General features: G+C 35.3%; 16 protein-coding genes and 2 tRNA genes. 12 read left to right on the top strand and 6 right to left on the bottom strand.

Features of this window, described 5'->3' with window-relative positions; all coding sequences use genetic code 11:
• Positions 1 to 175: 175 nt before the first annotated feature.
• Positions 176 to 2,335 carry a prolyl oligopeptidase family serine peptidase gene (locus IV494_RS03480; RefSeq protein ID WP_196078769.1) on the top strand — a complete coding sequence of 720 codons (2,160 nt, stop codon included), beginning with the start codon at positions 176 to 178 and terminating at the stop codon, positions 2,333 to 2,335.
• Between the two features lie 101 nt (positions 2,336 to 2,436).
• Here IV494_RS03480 and IV494_RS03475 read toward each other — a convergent pair whose 3' ends face one another.
• Together IV494_RS03475 and IV494_RS03470 are read right to left on the bottom strand one after the other, a co-directional pair.
• Positions 2,437 to 5,472: an AAA family ATPase gene (locus tag IV494_RS03475; RefSeq protein ID WP_196078768.1), complete on the bottom strand. Its 3,036-nt coding sequence runs from the start codon at positions 5,470 to 5,472 to the stop codon at positions 2,437 to 2,439.
• Between the two features lie 6 nt (positions 5,473 to 5,478).
• Positions 5,479 to 6,681, bottom strand: a complete 1,203-nt coding sequence (locus IV494_RS03470) for a metallophosphoesterase family protein (protein ID WP_196078767.1) — start codon at positions 6,679 to 6,681, stop codon at positions 5,479 to 5,481.
• 152 nt (positions 6,682 to 6,833) lie between these two features.
• On the opposite strand from IV494_RS03470, the gene IV494_RS03465 reads away from it, so the two are divergent.
• The 3 genes from IV494_RS03465 to IV494_RS03455 all read left to right on the top strand — a co-directional run bounded on the left by IV494_RS03465 (position 6,834) and on the right by IV494_RS03455 (position 10,857).
• A complete protein-coding gene (locus IV494_RS03465) occupies positions 6,834 to 7,202 on the top strand; it encodes a glyoxalase (RefSeq protein ID WP_196078766.1) in 369 nt (122 codons plus the stop codon).
• Positions 7,203 to 7,252: 50 nt separating this feature from the next.
• Positions 7,253 to 8,998 (top strand): N-acyl-D-amino-acid deacylase family protein, encoded by a 1,746-nt coding sequence (locus IV494_RS03460; protein ID WP_196078765.1) that lies wholly within the window; start codon positions 7,253 to 7,255, stop codon positions 8,996 to 8,998.
• A gap of 209 nt (positions 8,999 to 9,207) precedes the next feature.
• Complete coding sequence (locus IV494_RS03455; RefSeq protein WP_196078764.1) at positions 9,208 to 10,857, top strand: phospholipase D-like domain-containing protein; 1,650 nt, start codon at positions 9,208 to 9,210, stop codon at positions 10,855 to 10,857.
• A gap of 156 nt (positions 10,858 to 11,013) precedes the next feature.
• Here the strand turns inward: IV494_RS03455 and IV494_RS03450 are convergent.
• A tRNA-Met gene (locus tag IV494_RS03450) sits at positions 11,014 to 11,086 on the bottom strand.
• A gap of 214 nt (positions 11,087 to 11,300) precedes the next feature.
• A tRNA-Met gene (locus tag IV494_RS03445) sits at positions 11,301 to 11,373 on the bottom strand.
• An 89-nt stretch (positions 11,374 to 11,462) separates the two neighbouring features.
• Here IV494_RS03445 and IV494_RS03440 point away from each other — a divergent pair.
• The 8 genes from IV494_RS03440 to IV494_RS03405 all read left to right on the top strand — a co-directional run bounded on the left by IV494_RS03440 (position 11,463) and on the right by IV494_RS03405 (position 18,641).
• Positions 11,463 to 12,074 (top strand): L-threonylcarbamoyladenylate synthase, encoded by a 612-nt coding sequence (locus tag IV494_RS03440; RefSeq protein WP_196078763.1) that lies wholly within the window; start codon positions 11,463 to 11,465, stop codon positions 12,072 to 12,074.
• 164 nt (positions 12,075 to 12,238) lie between these two features.
• Complete coding sequence (yaaA, locus tag IV494_RS03435) at positions 12,239 to 12,997, top strand: peroxide stress protein YaaA (RefSeq protein ID WP_196078762.1); 759 nt, start codon at positions 12,239 to 12,241, stop codon at positions 12,995 to 12,997.
• 10 nt (positions 12,998 to 13,007) lie between these two features.
• Positions 13,008 to 13,406 carry an acyl-CoA thioesterase gene (locus IV494_RS03430; RefSeq protein ID WP_196078761.1) on the top strand — a complete coding sequence of 133 codons (399 nt, stop codon included), beginning with the start codon at positions 13,008 to 13,010 and terminating at the stop codon, positions 13,404 to 13,406.
• A gap of 65 nt (positions 13,407 to 13,471) precedes the next feature.
• Positions 13,472 to 15,985 carry a copper-transporting P-type ATPase gene (locus IV494_RS03425; RefSeq protein WP_196078760.1) on the top strand — a complete coding sequence of 838 codons (2,514 nt, stop codon included), beginning with the start codon at positions 13,472 to 13,474 and terminating at the stop codon, positions 15,983 to 15,985.
• Between the two features lie 95 nt (positions 15,986 to 16,080).
• Positions 16,081 to 16,614, top strand: coding sequence for a YciE/YciF ferroxidase family protein (locus IV494_RS03420; RefSeq protein ID WP_196078759.1), 534 nt, complete (start codon positions 16,081 to 16,083; stop codon positions 16,612 to 16,614).
• A 134-nt stretch (positions 16,615 to 16,748) separates the two neighbouring features.
• Positions 16,749 to 17,285: a type 1 glutamine amidotransferase domain-containing protein gene (locus IV494_RS03415; RefSeq protein ID WP_196078758.1), complete on the top strand. Its 537-nt coding sequence runs from the start codon at positions 16,749 to 16,751 to the stop codon at positions 17,283 to 17,285.
• Between the two features lie 26 nt (positions 17,286 to 17,311).
• The gene (locus tag IV494_RS03410; protein WP_196078757.1) at positions 17,312 to 17,920 is read left to right on the top strand and encodes a hypothetical protein; all 609 of its coding nucleotides are present in this window, start codon (positions 17,312 to 17,314) and stop codon (positions 17,918 to 17,920) included.
• The gene (locus IV494_RS03405; RefSeq protein WP_196078756.1) at positions 17,910 to 18,641 is read left to right on the top strand and encodes a DUF72 domain-containing protein; all 732 of its coding nucleotides are present in this window, start codon (positions 17,910 to 17,912) and stop codon (positions 18,639 to 18,641) included. Before IV494_RS03410 ends, IV494_RS03405 begins: the two co-directional genes overlap by 11 nt.
• A gap of 1 nt (position 18,642) precedes the next feature.
• Here IV494_RS03405 and IV494_RS03400 read toward each other — a convergent pair whose 3' ends face one another.
• Both IV494_RS03400 and IV494_RS03395 read right to left on the bottom strand, forming a co-directional pair.
• Positions 18,643 to 19,620 (bottom strand): polyprenyl synthetase family protein, encoded by a 978-nt coding sequence (locus IV494_RS03400; protein ID WP_196079483.1) that lies wholly within the window; start codon positions 19,618 to 19,620, stop codon positions 18,643 to 18,645.
• Positions 19,621 to 19,708: 88 nt separating this feature from the next.
• Entirely contained in the window at positions 19,709 to 20,593 is an 885-nt protein-coding gene (locus IV494_RS03395; protein WP_196078755.1) for a hypothetical protein, read from the bottom strand.
• Positions 20,594 to 20,722: the final 129 nt, after the last annotated feature.

Genomic DNA, 20,722 nt, shown 5'->3' with positions numbered 1-20,722 from the left:
TGTTATCACCCGAAATTAAAACTTAGTTCTTTGGTAAATTTGTCATTAATATTAATGAAATTCGAATCAAATCTTATCGCTAAACCTTAAATTAAAGTACAGTCATTGTGATTGCGAAAAAATTGATGCAGGAATTTTATAATAAGAAATAGATAACCATAATACATTTTTACTCATGAAAAAATTAATCTTATTGGCTTCACTGGCTTTTTACGGTGCCCATCTCAACGCTCAACTGAAGTATCCCGAAACTCCCAAAGTTGTAGTTACCGAAAATCTGTGGGGAACAGATTACAAAGACAATTACCGCTGGCTTGAAAATATGAAAGACCCCAAAGTTATTTCCTGGTTCAAGCAACAAGCTGATCTCACAAATTCTGTAATGAACACAATTTCCGGTCGTGATGAACTGATTCAGGAATGGCGGAAACTTGCACTCCTGCAACCTGCTGTTGTATTTTCTGAAGTTGAAGCGAAAGGAAAATATTTTTTTCAGAAGAGAAATCCAGGGGAGAAAGTGAGTAAAGTTTATTTTCGCGATAATCTGAATGGACCTGATCAACTACTTTTTGATCCTCAAACTTTTATCGCTGGAAAAACTTTGTCGGTGCAATCCATTAATCCCAGTAACGACGGTACGAAACTTTTGATCGCCTACTCTGAAGCTGGCGCAGAAGTTTCTACATTGAGGGTTTTAGATTTGAAAACGAAAAAGTTTCTGAGCGACATTATCAAGAATACCGCCGGAGCTGGAGACTGGACCTATGATGATACTGCCTTTTTTTATACCTGGATAAAATCTGCTGATAATGAAGATCCCAGTGCACGTTTAAATCCGAAATCAAAATTGCATCGATTAGGAACAGATAGTAGTAAAGACGTCGATTTTTTTAGTAGTGAAAGTTATCCATCTCTAAAAATTGATGCAAAAGTATATCCTTTTAATTTTTTATATAAAGATAGTCCCAACTTTGTTTTCGCTGCAGAAGGTTCAGTTCAGAACGAATTGGTTTCATACTATGCTCCCATTGATCAATTTAATTCCAAAAATATTAAATGGAAAAAATTAACAACCACAGACGACAAAATTGTTCGTGCGATTGAAATTTTTGGTGATAAAGTCTACGCGATCACTTATAGAAATGCAAAGAATTATCAACTCGTTTCAACCAGCCTTCAAAATCCGGACTGGAATAATGCAGAAATTGTCGCCCCAAATCAAGCGATGACATTAGAAAGTGTTACACGTTCCAAGGATTATATGATCTTAAGTTATAGCGACGGACTTCATAATTTTCTATTCAAATACGATCCGAAAACCAATAAAATGTCGCCTATTAAATTGCCTTATGAAGGAACTGTGAATGTTCAGCGTTTAGCTACAAAATCGAACGACTTCATCATCGGAATGACTTCCTGGAACAAGCCGTTTACCGAAATGCTTTACAATGCAGAAACCGATCAGTTTATAGAAAGTCCATTTAATCAACCCGCAAATTACCCGGAAGAATATAAAAATTTAGTGGTAGAAGAAGTTAATGTAAAAGGTCATGATGGCGCAATGATCCCTTTATCAATCATTTATAAAAAAGGACTCAAAAAAGATGGTTCCAATGTCGGTTTTATGGAAGGTTATGGCGCTTATGGAATTAGCATGACTCCAGGTTTTGCAACAAGACTCTATTCTTTAGCTGTTAAAGGGGTTGTAATCGCTATTCCCCATGTTCGCGGTGGAAGTGAAAAAGGCGAAGAATGGTACAAAGCAGGATATAAAACTACAAAACCCAACACCTGGAAAGATTTTATTTCGTGTGCTGAATATTTAATTGCTCAAGGTTTTACCAAAGCAGATCGATTAGCGGGAACAGGAACAAGTGCGGGAGGAATTTTGATCAGCAGATCAATTACAGAAAGGCCTGATCTTTTTGCTTCAGCAGTGATAAATGTTGGTCTCGGAAATGCAATGCGTGCAGAATTCAGTTCAAATGGTCCTGTAAATATTCCTGAATTCGGAACGGTAAAAAACGAAATCGAATCTAAAGCACTTTTTGAAATGGATGGAATGATGCATGTAAAAGATGGCGTAAAATATCCCGCAGTAATGGGTGTTGCAGGTTGGAATGATCCGCGCGTAATTGCATGGCAACCCGGAAAATTTATAGCAGCTTTACAAAATGCTACTACTTCCGGAAAACCTGTTTTACTCAAAGTGAATTATGATAACGGACATTTCACAGAAGATAAGGAAGTTACGTATGCCAATTTTGCAGACCAGTACGCATTTATGATGTGGCAATGTGGTCATCCGGATTTTCAGGTGAAAAAAAGTAAATAATAGAAAATAATAGAAAATTATAATCAAATGATAAAGCCAGGAATAGAGAGATTTCCTGGCTTCTTTATTTTAAAAAGTTTGAAAATATTCCTTTAAAAATATTACACTACTTCAATCAAACTTCCTCCTTCATCATCTTTCCGAATATTGAGTGAAATCGGCATTTTCTCTTTCAATTCTTCCACGTGAGAAATAATTCCCACGATCCTGTTTTCTTTTTGAAGACTTAATAAAGTTTCAAAGACGACTTGCACAGATTCCGGATCCTGTGTTCCGAAACCTTCATCGATAAAGAAAAAATTACGTTCTGCTTTCGCATTTGACTGTACACTTTCAGCCAAAGCCAAAGCTAAACTCAAGGAAACCTGAAAAGATTGTCCGCCGGATAAAGTCTTGACGCTGCGTTTTTTGCCTTCATTTAAGTAATCGATAATTTCAAAATCATTGTTTTCATTGAGTTGCAAACTCAGTTGATTTCGTGTCATCCTGTGAAAACGAATATTGGCATGATCACACAACTGCCTTAAATAAATGGAAGAAGCATATTGCACAAAACCTGCTCCTTTAAAGAGATTCGTCATGATATTCAAATTTTCTGCTCGTTTTTGAAGTTGGGATAAATCCTTTAAAAGACCTTCTTTTTTCTTAAATTCAATTTCCAGCCTATCTATTTCTGTTTTGAGTTTGATCAAATTTTCACTCGCAGATTTGGTTTCTGTTTCTTTAATTTTAAAGTCGTTTTCCAGAGTGATAAATTCTGTTTCATCAAAAGTAAAATCTTTTAATTTCTCGGCTAATTCTCCAATACTATTTTTGAGTGTTCCGAAATCAATATTAAATTCCTGAACTTTTTTCCGAATTTCGACCACATTAATTTCTTCCGCCAGAATTTCCTGAACTTCTGAAATTTCATTAAATTTATTGGTAATTAAGGCCTCATTTAAATTTGATAAGTTTTCTGAAATTTCCTTTTCAATTTCTAAAATTCTTTTCTCCAGCTGCTTAACAATGGTTTTTTGTTCGGCAACTTTGGGAGAAAGTTCTGCTTCTTTTTTAATTAAAATTTGATATGTTTCCTCTGTTTCGCAATTAGAGATTTTCAGTTTTGCGAGATTTTCTTCTACTTCGAATTTTTCTTTTTCTTTGAAATCATTCCATTTTAATACTTTCAAATTCGATTGATTACTGGAAATCTGAGTTTCTACTTCTTTTTCCTGAAGTTGAAAATCCTGCAAAGCTTTGTTGAATTTATCAAGATTAACCTGCGAATCTGTGAGATTTTTTTGTTCAGATGCAATCTTCAAATTCAACTCTTCAATCTGTTTTTCCACGTCAAAAGATTCTTTTCTCTTGAGCTCAAATTCCGCTTCTTTTTCCGCCGAAAATTCTTTCCATTCAAAAGTTTTTACATGATTATCCTGTTGCATTTTGAGTTGACTGCAAATTTCCTCTTCCGCTTTTAACTGGTTTTCGAAAATCTTTTTTCTTTCCACAATTTTTTCAATATTTGAATATTCTTTGCGAAGTTCATTTTGCTGTTCATCTAAATTCTGCAGTTGCTTTTCAACACTATCAATTTCAATTTTCACGTCTGCGAATTCCACAATATTCGGATGTTCAAAAGCGCCACACAATGGACAAGATTCTCCATCGTGTAATTCGGTAGAAAAATGTGCGAGTTTTTGCTGAACTTCCAGATGATTTCTTTTTTCGGCTAGATTTTTTTTCTCTTTTTCAATGGCGTCATTTTTAGAATTGAAATCATCCAAAAAGCTTTCTTCATTGATTTTTAAAGCTTTTAACTCAGAAAAAATCTGTTGAATATTTGCTTTACAATCTGTTACTTTTTGCGATTGATTCGAAAAAGATTGAGTCAAATTTTTATTCGCAGAAAACCAATTTCCCACATTCAGCAATAAATTAGCATCGATTCTTTTAGCTTTTAAAGTTTCCAAATTCTTATTGAGATCTGTAATTTTTTCTTTAATGAGTTCCTGGATATTCGATACTTCTTTAACCTTTTCTGCTCCATTTTTTGTGCGCTCTTTTAATTTTACAATTTCCTGCGCAGAACCCAACATTTGGACGATTAAATTCAAATCATGTTCCTGAGTTTTATTTTCCTCCAAAGCTTTATATTTTGGCAAAATCGCTTCCAGATCTTTTTTAAGGGATTGAAAATCTGTTTCTGTCTTTGATAACAATGCACTTTGCTCCGACTTTTCTTTAATAAGCGAAGTTTTCGATTTATCCAGCTTCGATTTTTCTGAAAGTAATGGACTGAAAATCCGATAAACCTGATCAAATTTTTCTGTCTTTTTTTCTAAAAGATCAATATCAGTTTTCTGAATTTCCAGCTTTTTGAACTGTTCTTTTTTTTGATTTAAATTTTCAAAATCTATTTTTAGATTTTTTTGAAGTTGATATTTTTTCTCCAGATTTTTAAATTCGAGATTAATCGTATTAAAAATTTCGATTTGTTGCGTTAAAATTTCTTTTTGACCCAGAATCTGTTCTTCATTGACTTCTTCAAAACCTTTCAACTGACCTTCCAAATTATCAAGTTTCGTTTTGTTATCGGAATTTAAAGACATGACTTTATTTTGAAGATCAAACCTTTCCAGCCCGAAAATCTCTTTCATCATTACGGTTCTGTCTTTAGCACCGAGTTCTAAAAATTCCTTGAACTGACCTTGAGGAATAATGATCGTGCGTTTGAAATTGGCATAACTCAATCCAATAATTTCATCAGCTTTTGTCGTTTCCAGCGTCACCCAATTTTCGTTTTTCCATTCGTAAAAAACCGCAGAAGTTTTTACATCTTCAAAGTTTTTAGAATTTCTTTTAAATTCCCGTGTTGCCCGAAATTTTTTATTTTCAAAATTGACAAAATCAAACTCAATATAAGAACGGTTTGATTTCAGATTCATCATATTGTAAGCGCGATTATCACGGCTGTGTAAACGTTCAGTTTCGCCATAAAGCGCATAAGAGATCGCTTCCAAAATAGAAGATTTTCCGGAACCAACCTGTCCGAAAATACCGAAAAGTCCGGCTTCTGTTAAAGTTGTAAAATCGATGGTTTGTCGTTTTTGGTAAGAATATAAACCTTCGATCGTGAGTTGAATTGGAATCATAAATTACTAATTTGAAATTTCCTGAAAAAGTTTAATAAGGTCTTCATTTGCGTCCTGACCCGCATTCTTCGATTTAAAATAGTCTTTAAACAAAGGCAAAAGTTCCTGTCCCAAATTGATTTCAGATAAGTTATTTTCATTGAACTCCTGGTTTTTAACTTTCGGAATTAAATGGACGATTCCGCCATGAGCATTATAAATTTGCTTGCGTTCTTCGGCTTTCAAAAAAGTTTCGCTTTCCAAAGTGATCTCGACCAAACAGTTGGGATTTTCGCTCAACCACTCTACTGTTTTTTCTACTGAATCAAAAGATTTTCGATGCAGAGATTTTCCGGTTTTCAAAAGAACCTTTTCAAAAGTAACGTTCTGATTCGGTTCTGCATCAATGATTGAAACAGACTTCGTTTGTCCGGCTTCACTGAAACTGTAACACAACGGCGAGGAAGAATAAACAACTGGTTTTTCCGGAGTTCCAATATTATTGAAAGCGTGGAGATGTCCTAAAGCCGTGTATTGAATTTGGGGTGGAATACTTTCAGAAAAAATAAGATCTGCATTCCCGATTTTAATGGGTTTCTCGCCTTCCGGTTCTTCCAAGATTGCAGCTCCTTTTTTGTTCATGTACAAATGCGCCATCAGTAAATTCACGCCCTTTTCATCACAGAAATTCTCGGCATTTTCTGCCCAGTTTTCTGCTAAAACTCGGTTCAATTCGGCTTCTTTATTTTCTCCGAAATATTCTTTTAAACGGACTTCACTTGCATAAGGTGTATGTAAAATTCGAACGGGAAAATTTTGATTTTTTAATTGGATTTCGAAAAAACCTTCTGTAGAATTGGTAATTTTAAAATGTTCCAGTTCCATGGGTTGAACTTTCGCATTGGGATGACCGATTAAAATAATTCCGCATTCACGCGCCAAAGGATCGGGGGAATCAATAAGATAAGGAGAATCATGATTACCGGAAATGGCGATTACAGGCCGTCTTCCGTTGGAAGTTAAACGTTTTAAAGTTTTATAAAATAATTCAATGGCTTCCACACCTGGATTGAAATTATCAAATAGGTCGCCTACAATTAAAACGAGATCAACATCTTTTTCATCAGCAATTTCAATGATTTCTTCCAGCACTAGAATTTGCTCTTCTAAACGAGAAAAACGGTCTAATTTTTTACCTAAATGCCAATCGGCGGTATGCAAAATTTTCATATTTCAAATATATGGAAAATTTGATGTGATCATTTGGTGATTCGCCGATTTGATGTTGTAATGTATCGATTAGTTTATACTTTACTTTTACTCCACATTTGAGTAAATAATGGTTATTTTTGTTTAAACAATATTCAAAAATTTCCTTCAAAATGATAAGTAAATTAGATTTAAGAGAAACTTTAGACCTGCCAATTATAGAAGCAAGTACAGCAATAGAAAACTTTCAAAACCAAACTTTGCGCCCGATTTTGAAATTGCAGAATGATATTTATATGACTTTATTTCATGCATACGCAGTTCGACAAAAGACAGATCTTAGTGCGCTTGGAAAAGATAAAAAACGAATTTTCATCGAACAAAGTCTTCAAAAAGATGTTGCTCTCAAAAATACCTTCATCGGAATCACAATCGGCATGTTTACCCCCGAGGAATTGGAAAGTTATAGTTTAGAAAGTAAAGAATTCAACAGAAGAATAATTACGATGTTAATGGAGAGAATTAAGAGTCACCTGAAGTGATTTTTTGTAAAAAACTACTGGAAGTTATCTTTTAAACTGAACAATAAATAATGAAAACACTTATTAAAAATGGACTTTTTTTTTCTGGATTGCCAGAAGAGAAAGCAATGAAAAAAGATGTACTAATTGATGAATTCGGTAGAATATCTGAAATCGGTCCCTGCAATTCTTTCGACGAATCAGGTTTAAAAATTATTGAAGCAGACGGAAAATGGATCGTTCCCGGTTTTGTGGATTCACACACGCATTACGACGCAGAAGTTTTGGCGTCTCCAGGTTTGAAGGAATCTGCAAGACACGGCGTTACTACAATTATTTTAGGAAGTTGTTCCGTCTCTGCTGTTTTTAATAATCCTGAAGATACCGCGGATTCATTTACCAGAGTTGAAGCTATTCCTCGAGAAGTGATGTTGCCGCTTTTAGAAAAAGAAAAAACCTGGACTTCACCGAGGGAATGGAAAGAATACATCAATAAATTACCATTAGGAATCAACGTTGCATCATTTATTGGCCATTCTGATATTCGAATGAAGGCGATGGGAATTGAGCGCTCCTTAAAAGATGGAGAATCCGCGACAAAAGCAGAAGAAGATCAGATGTTAAAAATGCTGACTGATGCTTTAGATGCTGGATTTATAGGTTTGTCCACCATGGATAATCCGTGGGATAAAATGGATGGAAATAAATATTGGTCTCATAAAACGCCGTCTTTTTACTCCTCCTGGAAAGAAAGAAAAAGTTTAATCGAATTGCTGAGAAAAAGAGATGCGATCCTTCAGGGTGCACCTAATTTGGTAACCAGAATAAATGCTTTCAATTACCTATTTGCAAGTACCGGAATATTTCGAAAACCACTAAAAACAACCATGATTGCGATGATGGATTTGATTGGAGATCGATATATTTATCCGCTTATTGCTTTTGCGTCCAGAAGTGCAAATGTTTTGGGAAATGCAAATTTTCGCATGCAATCACCGCCGATTCCTTTTACCGTTTATTATGATGGGGTCGATTCGGTGATGTTTGAAGAATTTCCGAGTGGAGAAGCACTTCGGGATCTTGCAAAAGAACTGGATAAAAGGGATGCGCTCATTAACGATCCGAAATTCAGAGAGAATTTTAAAAGAGAAATTAAGAAAAAATTTGCTCCCAAAGTCTGGCATAAAGATTTAAGCAAAGCCGTGATTATTGATTGTCCGGATCAAACATTAATAGGAAAGAATTTCTACCAAATCGCGGAAGAAAAAAATCAACATCCTGTCGATGTATTTCTGGACACTATTATTCAGTATGATAAAAAAATAAGATGGACAACCACGATTGCGAATGACAGGAAGAAAAAGTATAAATCATTGTATAATTTCCCTTATAATTTAATCAGTTTTTCTGATGCAGGAGCTCATCTTAACAATATGGCGTTCTACAATTTTCCTTTAAAGATGATTAAAATAGTGCAGGACTCCATCGATAAAGGAGCTCCGATCATGACGATGGAAAAGTGTATTTGGCGCCTCACAAAAGAACAGGGAGATTGGTTTAATCTCGATTGTGGATATTTAGCAAAAGGAAAAGTCGCCGATCTGGTCATCATCGATCCGGCAAATTTTAAAAATATTACAGAAAACGTCGAACTCAATGCTATTGAAGAATTTGGAAACTACGAAAGATTAGTTAACAGAAATGAAGGCGTTGTTACAATGGTAATGGTAGGTGGAAAAAAAAATTTTGAAAATGAAAATTTTGTAGAAAATTATGCGAAATCAGAAAAATACGGTCGATTTTTAGAGAAGGTTTAACAGACTGCGAGATAGAAGAACTAAGATTTATTCTTAATAAAATCACATTATATTTCAAATCCTATCCCTTTAAAAATATTGATCAGAAATATTTTGTCGAAATTTTGTATCATGAATTGAAATACTTTACATTATACAACACATAGAATAGTTCTTCGTTACGGTTAATAATTATTGTAATTTTACAAAATTATTAATAATATTTAATTATGAAGAAGAATTTACTATTTTCACTTTTATTTCTGCAAAGCATTATAATTTTTGGGCAGATTTCCTCCAAGGAAAGAGATTTCAAAATTACCTATCACAACAATACCATCGAATTACAGTTTGATCATGCGGTCATCGCGAAAGCATTTTCTGGCCTCGATAAAAGGGAAGTTTCATTAAATAATATTGATGATAAACATTTCGTGTATACTTTAAATAATACTGAACCAAGTTCAATTATCAAATTAGATTATCAAATACTCGAAGGCGAATATTTAGGTTTTCAAACCAGTTATATCGCTACTCCATCAAAATCAACAGGAGCGATCAACGTTTATTTTAATCATCCGGTCGATACGAGTTACAGCCAGGGACAAAATGCGGTAAATCTTGGAAACCAGTTAGACGAAAAGCTGATTTCATATATCAACGCCTGTAATACTTCACTTGATATTGCTATTTACAACTCCTATTCACCAAGTTCTGTTAACGGAATTGCAGGCTCGATCAACAGTGCTTTTGCAAGAGGTGTACAGGTAAGAATTATTTACGACGGAAGTACGGGCAGTTCAATGATCCCATTATTAAACAGTTCAATCCCAAGATTAGCGAGTCCAAACAATTCAAATTACGGAATTATGCACAATAAATTTGTCATCTTTGATGCGAATGTTTCGGACGCTAATAAAGCTGTAGTTTGGACCGGTTCGACGAACTGGACAGTGGCGCAAATCGACGGACCAGACAAAAATAGTGCAATAGTTATCCAGGATCAATCCTTAGCATTGGGTTACCAAATGGAGTTTGAAGAAATGTGGGGCTCATCCACTGCAATACCGGATTATTCAAATTCAAGATTTGGTCCCTATAAATTAGACAATACACCACACACTTACAACATCGGCGGGAAGATCGTCAATAGCTATTTTAGTCCGAGCGATGGAACTACCGCTAAAATAATTAATGCGATCAATAGTGCGAATACGGATATCGATGTTGCAGCGATGTTGATTACGAGATCAGATATTAGTTCTGCTCTCATTTCCAAGTATTCTAATGATCTGGTTTCTACCCAATTGATCATGGATACTCAAAATCCACAAGGGAATCAGAAGGCTGCTCTACAGGCGGGAATCAGCACGGGTCAGGTTAGAACTGATACAACAAGCGGTGTGATGCATCACAAATTCATGGTAGTCGATAATTATAACAGCATCTCTGATCCCCTAGTTCTTGTAGGATCTCACAACTGGAGCTCTTCTGCTGAAACTAAAAATGATGAAAACACTTTAATCGTGCATGACTTAAATATTGCCAATCAATATTATCAGGCATTTGCTTACCTGTATAAATTATCTGGAGGAACAATTACTACGCCGCTGGGAGTCGCAAATACTGCGATAGATTCTAATCCATATCAACTTTACCCTAATCCAGGTAATGGGATATTTTACATTAAGAGCGATAAAGTTATCGCTGGAAATACAGATCTGAGAATTTACGATACCACAGGAAGAAAAATTAGTCAGCAAAATATTTCTAACTTTAACAGTTCAAGCATTGATTTAACTTCACAACCTGCTGGAGTTTATTTCATTAGCATTACTAATTCTTTGGGACAAAGTAATATCAAGATCATTAAACAATAGCTTTCTAAAGATAGCGAGAAAAAAGCCAGACGATTCGTTTGGCTTTTTTTATTTTTTTCGGTCTCAATTTTTGACTCTACAAGTTTTTGTATTTTAACAAACTATCATTTTTGCGCACAAAAAAAGAGACCCAATTTCTTGATTCTCTTAAATTAGTAGCGGAGACACGACTCGAACGTGCGACCTCCGGGTTATGAGCCCGACGAGCTACCTACTGCTCTACCCCGCGTTATTATGGTGCAAATATACAACATTTCCTGATCATTTGCTGTATAAATCATAGTAAATGGTAAATAATTTATAGAAGCTTTTATATCAAATGCTTGCAAAGATATCTCGTTTGAATTTCTTATCTCCCCAATTTTATATTAATCTATAATCCCCGAAACCCACACCTAACTCCACAAAAAAAGAGAACCAATTTCTTGATTCTCTTTACTTAGTAGCGGAGACACGACTCGAACGTGCGACCTCCGGGTTATGAGCCCGACGAGCTACCTACTGCTCTACCCCGCGTTATTGTGGTGCAAATGTACAACTATTATGATAACTTCCAAATTTTTTTTAAAAAATGTTTGTTTACCTATTTTTTCTTAAATTTGTATATGGCAAAAATTCTTAAAATATATCCCGATAATCCTCAGGAAAATCTCATCGCAGAGGTAGTAAAATCCTTAAATAATGGTGGTATCATTATTTATCCATCAGATACTATTTATGCGTTAGGATGCAATATATTCGATATTCGTGCGATGGAAAAATTAGCGCAGATTAAAAAAGTGAAGTTAGAAAAAGCTCACTTTTCTATCATTTGCAACGACTTAAGCCATCTTTCAAACTTTACAAAACCCATCGACACTTCTGTTTTTCGTTTTTTGAAAACTCATATTCCCGGTCCTTTTACCTTTATTTTGGAAGCCAATAAAAGTTTACCACTCGCCTACAAAGGCAAGAAAACAGTCGGAATTCGAGTTCCCGATCACATTATTCCGCAGATGATCGTTGAGAAATTAGGTCATCCAATTGCCTCGACTTCCATTAAAGATGATGATGAAGTCATTGAATACTCCACCGATCCTGAGTTGATTGCCGAAAAATATGACAACTTGGTAGATATCGTCATCGATTGCGGTTATGGGGATAATATAGCCTCGACCATCGTAGATCTAACAAGTGGTGAACCTGAAATTTTGCGTCAGGGGAAAGGCGAAATTTAATTTATTATTTTTTATTTGGGCGTTTTTTCTCTTGTCTTGAAAATGAGATTCCCGCTTTTTTTCTTCCACTTTGTTCCAAAAAAAGAGCTCTACTCAGCACGGGACGCAAGATCTCGCTTCTACTCCATTTTTTAGTTTAATAACAACATTCAATTAATTCAGAAATGAAAATTATATCATCGCCAGCAAAACTCATGAATATCGAAAACACGAGTGCCTTTTTAAAAACAACACAACCGCATTTCATTCATGAAGCTGAGCAAATTCAGAAAACCTTAAAACACAAATCACCAAAATACCTCTCCGAACTCATGGAGATTTCGTCAAAATTAGCAGATGAAAACTGGGATCGCAATCAAAAATGGAAATCTAAACCTTCTGCTAAGGAATCAGCACCTGCTTTAATGGCATTCAGTGGCGAAGTTTATCGCGGATTAGATGCCAAATCTTTAGATGAAAAATCGATTAAGTATCTGCAGAAAAATTACCGTATTATTTCCGGATTATATGGTTTGCTGAAACCTTCCGACCGAATTATGCTGTATCGCTTAGAAATGGGACGGAAATTTAAGTTTGACGGACATAAAAATCTCTACGAATTTTGGAAAGAGAAAGTTACCGAACAACTTAACAGCGAATTAAATTCAAAAGATATCGTTCTCAATTTAGCCAGTAAGGAATATTTTAAAGTCATTGATCAGTCAAAAGTAAAAGCACCGATCATCGATTTCGAATTTTACGATTACAAAGAAGGAAAACTAAAAACCATCGTTGTTTATACGAAGCATGCGAGAGGTTTAGTCACCAGATTTTGTGCGTTGAATGATGTGAAAACTTTAGAAGAAGTCAAGGCATTCAACCTCGAAAATTACCGCATCGACGAAGATTTGTCGACCCAAACAAAACTTGTCTTTACAAGATAAATTAAAAAAAATGAACTATCATACCCGAAAATGGATCAAGCCCGAAGATTTAAATCCAAACCAAACTTTATTTGGAGGAAAATTGTTGCAGTGGATCGACGAAGAATCTGCGCTTTATGCTATTGTACAGTTAGAAACTCCGCGATGTGTGACTAAATATATTTCTGAAATTAATTTTGTAAGTTCTGCAAAACAGGGCGATATCATCGAAATTGGAATTGAAGCGATTGCTTTTGGCAGAACTTCGATTACTTTAGCGTGTGATGTTCGAAACATGATGACGCGGCAGACTATTATTACCATTGATAAAATTGTATTTGTTGGCGTAGATCACGATGGTAAACCGACCGAACACGGCAAAACGCAAATTGAATTTATCTCCGACCGTTTGAACGATCAGGAAGAATAAAGTCACCCGGTGACGTTTTAACTAATGAATGGGGTAAAATCCTATGTCTGGTAAAAAAAATAAAAATGTCTCAAAATAATATTCCTCCCTCCGAGAGAATTTCCCCCAGTTCCGTTTACTATTGTCCGATGGAATGTGAAGGCGAAAAAGTCTATTTCACCCAAGGAAAACGTTGTCCAACGTGCAATATGTTCTTAGTTCCGATCGAGGAAAGAGCCGATTACAAAAACAAAACCCAAACTTTTTCAAAAACCAATTTACCCGAAAGTTTCAAAGATAAACTCAGTGAATATTTTTGTCCGATGTTTTGTGAAAGCGATAAAACTTATCCTTCAGATATTGGCTGTCCTGTTTGCCACATGCATCTCGAAGCAATTACACAGGATTTAGTCGACGCTTCAACTCATCATCATAAGGAAGATGAAAAAACACCCATTATTGATCAAGAAAATAATGCTGGAAAGTATTATTGCCCAATGTTTTGTGAAGGCGACAAAGTTTATGATTCTAATGTTGGTTGTCCCGTTTGTGGCATGGATCTCGTAAAAATTCCGGAGAAGGGCGAGAAAACATCGGATGACGACACTTATAAACTTTTAAGAAATAAATTTTTAATTTCCTTAATTTTCACCATTCCTGTGTTCATTTTATCAATGGGCGGAATGTGGTTTGAATTTCCATTTTCTCATCAAACGCAGGGATTTCTGGAATTAGCACTTTCAATTCCGGTAATTTTTTATGCGGGTTGGTTTTTATTAAAACGTGGTTTTATTTCCTTTAAAACCTGGAATCTAAATATGTTTTCCTTAATTGCTTTAGGTTCAGCTGCAGCTTTCTTCTTCAGTTTACTCGCTTTATTTTTTCCGGAAATATTACCGCACGAAATTTCGCATGGCGGAAAAACACCGCTGTATTTTGAATCGGTGTGTGTGATTTTAACTTTAGTGATTATGGGTCAAATGCTTGAAGCCAGAGCACATCAAAAAACAGGAAAAGCAATTGAGGAATTGATGAATCTTTCTCCCGATGAAGCCAATTTGATCATCGATAATATTGAAAAGAAGGTTCCGCTTTCAGAAGTAAAGATCGGCAATTTACTAAGAGTAAAACCAGGTGAAAAAATTCCGGTCGATGGAAAAATTACAGAAGGAAATTCTACCGTTGATGAAAGCATGATCACAGGCGAACCGATGCCGACGGAGAAAAGTTCGGGAATGAAAGTGACTTCCGGAACAATTAATGGCAACGGTTCATTTTTGATGACCGCCGAAAAAGTTGGTGATGAAACCTTGCTTTCCCAAATCATTAAAATGGTTAATGAAGCGAGCCGAAGCAAAGCACCGATTCAAAAATTAGCAGATAAAATTTCTAAAATATTTGTTCCTACAGTCATTGGAATTTCAATCTTGACCTTTATTTTATGGCGAATTTTCGGTGGAGAAAATGCTTTAATTTACGCTTTGGTCAATGCTGTTGCAGTTCTAATTGTCGCTTGTCCATGTGCTGTTGGATTGGCAACACCGATGGCTTTAACCGTCGGAATTGCGAAAGGTGCTAAAAATGGAATTCTGATTAAGAATGCTGAAGCACTTGAACAAATGCATAAAGTAAATGTTCTAATTACGGATAAAACAGGGACATTAACTGAAGGAAAGCCAAAATTAGATGAAGTGATTCCAAATGAGAATATCGATAAATCTTTGGTTTTAAAATTAGCGGCATCCTTAAATCAAAACTCTGAACATCCACTTTCGAATGCAGTTCTGAATGAATTTAAAAAAGAAAATCGCGCTTTTGAAAAAGTTGAAAACTTTGAAAATATTTCCGGAAAAGGGGTCAAAGGAACCATCAATGGCGAAATCGTTATACTCGGAAATACTTCCCTTTTAAAACAATTTAATATTGAAATTCCTGGTCCTTTAAAACAGAAAATCACAGAAAACGAAGACCAGGCAAAAACCATTTCTTTCCTCGCAAAAGGCAATCAGTTTTTAGGGATACTGAGTTTTTCAGATAATATCAAACAAAGTTCAAAAAAAGCCATTCAGTTTCTTCAGCAAAATGATGTTGAAGTCATCATGATGACGGGTGATAACGAACATACCGCAAAAGCAGTTGCCAAAGAATTAGGCATCGAAAAATATTTTGCCAATTGTCTTCCTCAGGATAAATTAAATAAAATTAAAGAACTTCAAAAAGAGGGTAAAATCGTAGCAATGACCGGCGACGGAATTAATGATGCTCCGGCTTTAGCACAATCCAACGTAGGGATTGCAATGGGAACCGGAACCGATGTTGCTATCGAAAGCGCGCAAATAACTTTATTGAAAGGCGATATTCTGGGTGTTGCAAAAGCGAAAATTTTAAGCGAGAAATTACTGAAGAATATTAAAGAAAATCTCTTTTTTGCTTTCATTTACAACACCCTTGGAATCCCGATTGCAGCAGGTTTGCTCTACCCTTTTTTCGGAATTCTGTTGAGTCCAATGATTGCAGCTGCAGCGATGAGTTTCAGTTCTGTTTCCGTTATTTTAAACTCTCTCCGATTAAATAGTGTCAATTTAAATATTGAGGATTAAATTTCTTTCTAGTAGGAAAAATGGTCAATACGATATTTTCGTGGTCTTCCTTTGGCATATTTTTGGTTTTGAAGAAACTATTAAAAAATTAAATTATGGCAAAGAAACAAGCAAAGACAGGAAAAGTTGCTCCAAAAAAAGATGCAGCAGATCAACTGAAAGATTTTATGATCGATGGTTTGAAAGATCTATACTGGGCTGAAGAAGCGCTCGTAAAAAATCTTCCGAAGATGGCAAAAAATGCAACGTCTAGAAAATTAACAGCTGCTGTTAACGGACATTTAGCTGAAACTAAAGTACAGGTTACGCGTTTAGAAAAAGCATTTAAAGCTTTGAAATTAAAACCTGAAGCCGTTAAATGTGAAGCAATGAACGGTATTTTAAAAGAGGCTGAAGAAATCCTGAAAGAAACTGAACCTGGTGCAGTACGAGATGCGGGTATTATCGCAGCCGCACAAAAAGTGGAACATTACGAGATCGCTTCATATGGTACACTGGCGACTTACGCCAAATTACTTGGACATAAGGAGGTTTTACAGCTTCTTCTCGAAACTTTAAGAGAGGAAAAAACCTGTGATAAGGATTTGACCAAATTAGCAAAATCAGAGATCAACATCAAGGCAAAATAATTACAAAGCGGTTTTATAACCGCTTTTTTTATGAGCATTTTTATAACAGTTAAAAATTTTAGAAATTTTCCTAAATAAATCTTAATTCGATCGTTAAGGCACAATTTCTGTTTTTAATATTCCAAATAAAATTTATGAATACCTTAGAAAATAAAAAGATTGCAGTTCTTGCAACAGATGGTTACGAACAATCGGAATTAGAAAGCCCGGTGAAAGCCTTAAAAGAAGCTGGCGCGACGGTGGAAGTTGTTTCGCTCAAAGCCGGAAAAATTAAAAGCATGAAAGATCATCAATGGAGCGATCCCGTGAATGTTGATAAAACCCTATCAGAAGCTAATGTGAGCGATTATGATGGATTGCTTTTACCTGGTGGAGTTATTAATCCCGATGCTTTGAGAAGTGATAAAAATGCAGTTAAATTTGTAAAGTCATTCTTTGATGCTGACAAACCGGTCGCAGCGATTTGTCACGGACCGCAAACCTTGATTGAAGCTGATGTTGTAAAAGGAAAAACAATGACCTCTTACAACTCAATTTCAACCGATCTAAAAAATGCGGGTGCAATCTGGAAAGATGAAGAAGTAGTTACCGATGGCAATTTGACGACGAGCAGAAATCCAGATGATTTGCCGGCGTTTAATAAAAGAATTATTGAAGAGTTTAGCAAATAGAAAAAAATAAAGGATAAAACTGGTTGATGATGAACAGCAAAATCCCTACACAAATTGAAGGTGGCTTCAGCGACAATGTTTCAGAAATTGAATTTGAAACTGTTGCTGAAGCTGCTTTTCATTTTGACACCGTCAGAAAGCGATTGTTTGACATTAATTCCTGGTATTTTTTTGCTGAGAAAACGGGTGCGGAATTTTCCCTTTGTGAAAGAGATGGAAAAGTAATTTTCACAAAACCTGTTGTGGGCAATTATATTAAAATTAAACTTCCTTTGCTTTATAATCCCACCGGGAAAACTTTCGATTGGGTCTCAATCGAACTGATCGAAGAAGAGCAATTTGATAATGGAGAATTGGTTTACATGAGATTGAGGCCAAGCGAAGATCCTGGCAAAAAAGATGGAAAAATCGCTCATTTCTTTAGTGATAAAGCCACGTCAAATGTCCTTATCACAAGAGATGGAAATAAAACCACCGCTGAAGTTCATGGCAGAAATGAAATTCCAAACACAGAGAATCTGACGGTCCTCGAAAAAGGCAGAAATCTGGGCGTTTCTATCAGCGCAATCGCACTTGGAAGTAAATTTGAATGGAAAACTTTAACAGAAGCGTTGATCAAACAAGATGAAAAATAAACATTACGTTGGATGTTCTGGATTTACAGAAAGATCCTGGAAAGGTTATTTTTATCCGGAAGAATTGCCGTCTAAAGAATATCTTTGCTACTACTCTAACAAAGTTAATGCGGTCGAAATTAATTCGACCTTTTATCGCAGACCGACTTCAAAAACGCTCGAAAAATGGCATGAATCAACAGAAAAAGATTTTAAGTTCTTCATAAAAATTCCAAAAACGATTTCACATGTAAAGAAATTACAGGATACCAAAGAAGAAGTTGATGCGTTTTTCGAACATATTTCTTCAGGTTTAAAGGATAAACTCGCGGGGTTTCTTTTTCAGCTGCCGCCTTCTTATCATTTTACTGATGAAAATCTTGAGCTATTAATTCAAACCGTAAATGATAATTATTTGAATGTGGTCGAATTTCGACATCAAAGTTGGTGGAATGATGAAGTTTTAAAAAAGCTTCAGGAAAATAAGATCGTTTTTGCGGGAGTCAGTTTTCCAAAAGATATTCCGGATGAAGTGGTGATCAATAATGATCACTTTCTATATTACCGCCTCCATGGTGTTCCGGTACTTTTTAAATCTGAATATTCAAAAGAAGAACTAAAGATGATTTCTGAAAAAATAAAAAGATTTAAGGGAACTTCTTTTGTCTTTTTTAATAATACCTGGGGAATTGCAGGAATCAAAAATGCTCTGGAATTACAGCAGATTTTAAAGTTGAAATAGATCAATATTTTCTTTCAATCACGTAATCCAGCATCAGATTCAGCGAATATTTTGCTTCGTGATCCGGGAATTCATTAAGAATGTTTTTTGCTTTCTGCTGATAGTCTTTCATCACTCCAATCGCATACTCTAATCCGCCGGAATTTTTTACGAATTCGATAAGTTCTTTAACCCTTTTTGTATCATTATTATAGCGTTTAATGGTATTGAAATAATATTTTCTGTCTTTTTCGCTGGCCATTTTTAAGCTATGAATTAAAGGCAAAGTCATTTTCTTCTCTTTAATATCAATTCCAACTGGTTTCCCAATAATATTTGAGGTCAGAAAATCAAACAGATCATCTTTAATCTGAAAAGCCATTCCTGTTAAAGTTCCAAATTCCCGCATTTTACCCGCCAAATTTTCATCCGCATTATTAGAGAGAACGCCAATTTCACAGCAGGCTGCGATGAGTGTTGCGGTTTTCTGACGGATAATTTCAAAGTAAACATCTTCGGTAATATCCAGCTTTCGGGCTTTTTCTAACTGAAGAAGTTCGCCTTCAGACATTTCGCGGATCGTGGTAGAAATTACAGAAAGCAGGTCGTAATCTTTGTTATCGGTAGAAAGTAAAACGGCTTTTGATAAAAGGTAATCTCCTACCAAAACCGCAATTTTATTTTTCCATAACGCGTTGATAGAGAAGAAATTTCGTCTTTTAAAACTTTCATCTACAACGTCATCATGAACTAAAGTTGCGGTATGGATCAATTCGATCATTGAAGCGCCACGAAATGTTTTTTCGTTAACTTCTCCTAAAAGTTTTGCGCAGAGAAAAACAAACATCGGGCGCATCTGTTTCCCTTTTGTAGTCACGATAAAACGCGTCACCTTATCCAAAAGCGGAACATTGCTCTGCATCGATTCATAAAACTTTTGCTCGAAAAGTTTCATTTCTTCTTTGATGGGCTTCTTGATTTCTTCTACGATATTCGCCAAAACTGAAGGAATTATTAAAATTGTAAGTAAAGGCAAAGATAATTATTAAAAACAGAATAGTTGGGAAAAACTGCTCAATCTGTGGGATTTATTTCAATTTTTTAGACGGAATAAAATAAAGGCGTTGTTTTGATTTTCGAAAGGGCGACATAAATTCTTCTCCCGAAATATAAACGCCTTGGTCATCGACCGCAATTCCTTCAATTTGACCAATCGAAAAAGCGCTTCCAAGATAATATCTTCGGGGTTTTTGGTCAAAGAAAACTCCAGGATTTGTTTCAGCAAAAACAGAAAGGAATACTTCTGTTTTTTTGGTATAACCAATTAAATATAGTTTTTTATCAAAATAAGCAGCATCTGTAACGACATATCCGGTGTGAAAAGTTTCTGCATTTTCAGCGGATTGATTTTCAGAAATATTTGGATCTACAATATAATGCGTTGTTGATTTTGATCGCCATTCTTTAGTGAAAATATGTATTTTTCCATTCAAAAAAATCATTGCTTCGCCATCAAAATCGTTGTTTAAATTTTTTGACGTAAAGTCTTTTTGTTCCGGATAATAGAAAGGAATTTCCTGAGCATTCTGCAAAGCCGACCCTTTTTCTAAGCTGTCAAGAGGAATCTTGTAAATCATTAAATCTTTTCTCATTCCTGCATTATTCCCGAAATCGCCGATATAAATTTGGGTAGAATCACTCGTAATCGATTCCCAATCTGTATTTTTGAGATCTGTTCTATAGACATTTTTAATCTTCCCGGATGTCTTGTCAATTTCGAAAATCTCGGAACTGTTTCCGCTGTCATTAAATGTAAAAAGACGTTTCTTATAAAAATCTAAACCGGAATTTTCTTTGAGAGAATCGCTTAAAACGGCGATTTCAAAACGATTCATTTTTAGCCATTGATCCTGATTTTGAGCAGAGAAACTCAACGAAATAAATATTGCAACGAATAGAAAATAATTTTTCATTTCTTTTTGATTATTGAGATCAAACTTTTATTAGAAAATAATCTTGCAGCCCGACTTGAGTGGAGCTCTTTTTTATTGATGACTGAGCGAAGTCGAAGGCAGCAATAAAAAAAGCGGGAATGGAAGGCG

This window comes from Kaistella gelatinilytica (assembly GCF_015679325.1).
GTDB lineage: Bacteria > Bacteroidota > Bacteroidia > Flavobacteriales > Weeksellaceae > Kaistella > Kaistella gelatinilytica.
Note: the sequence above shows the minus strand (reverse complement) of the source record. Positions and strands in the feature narration are given on the sequence as shown.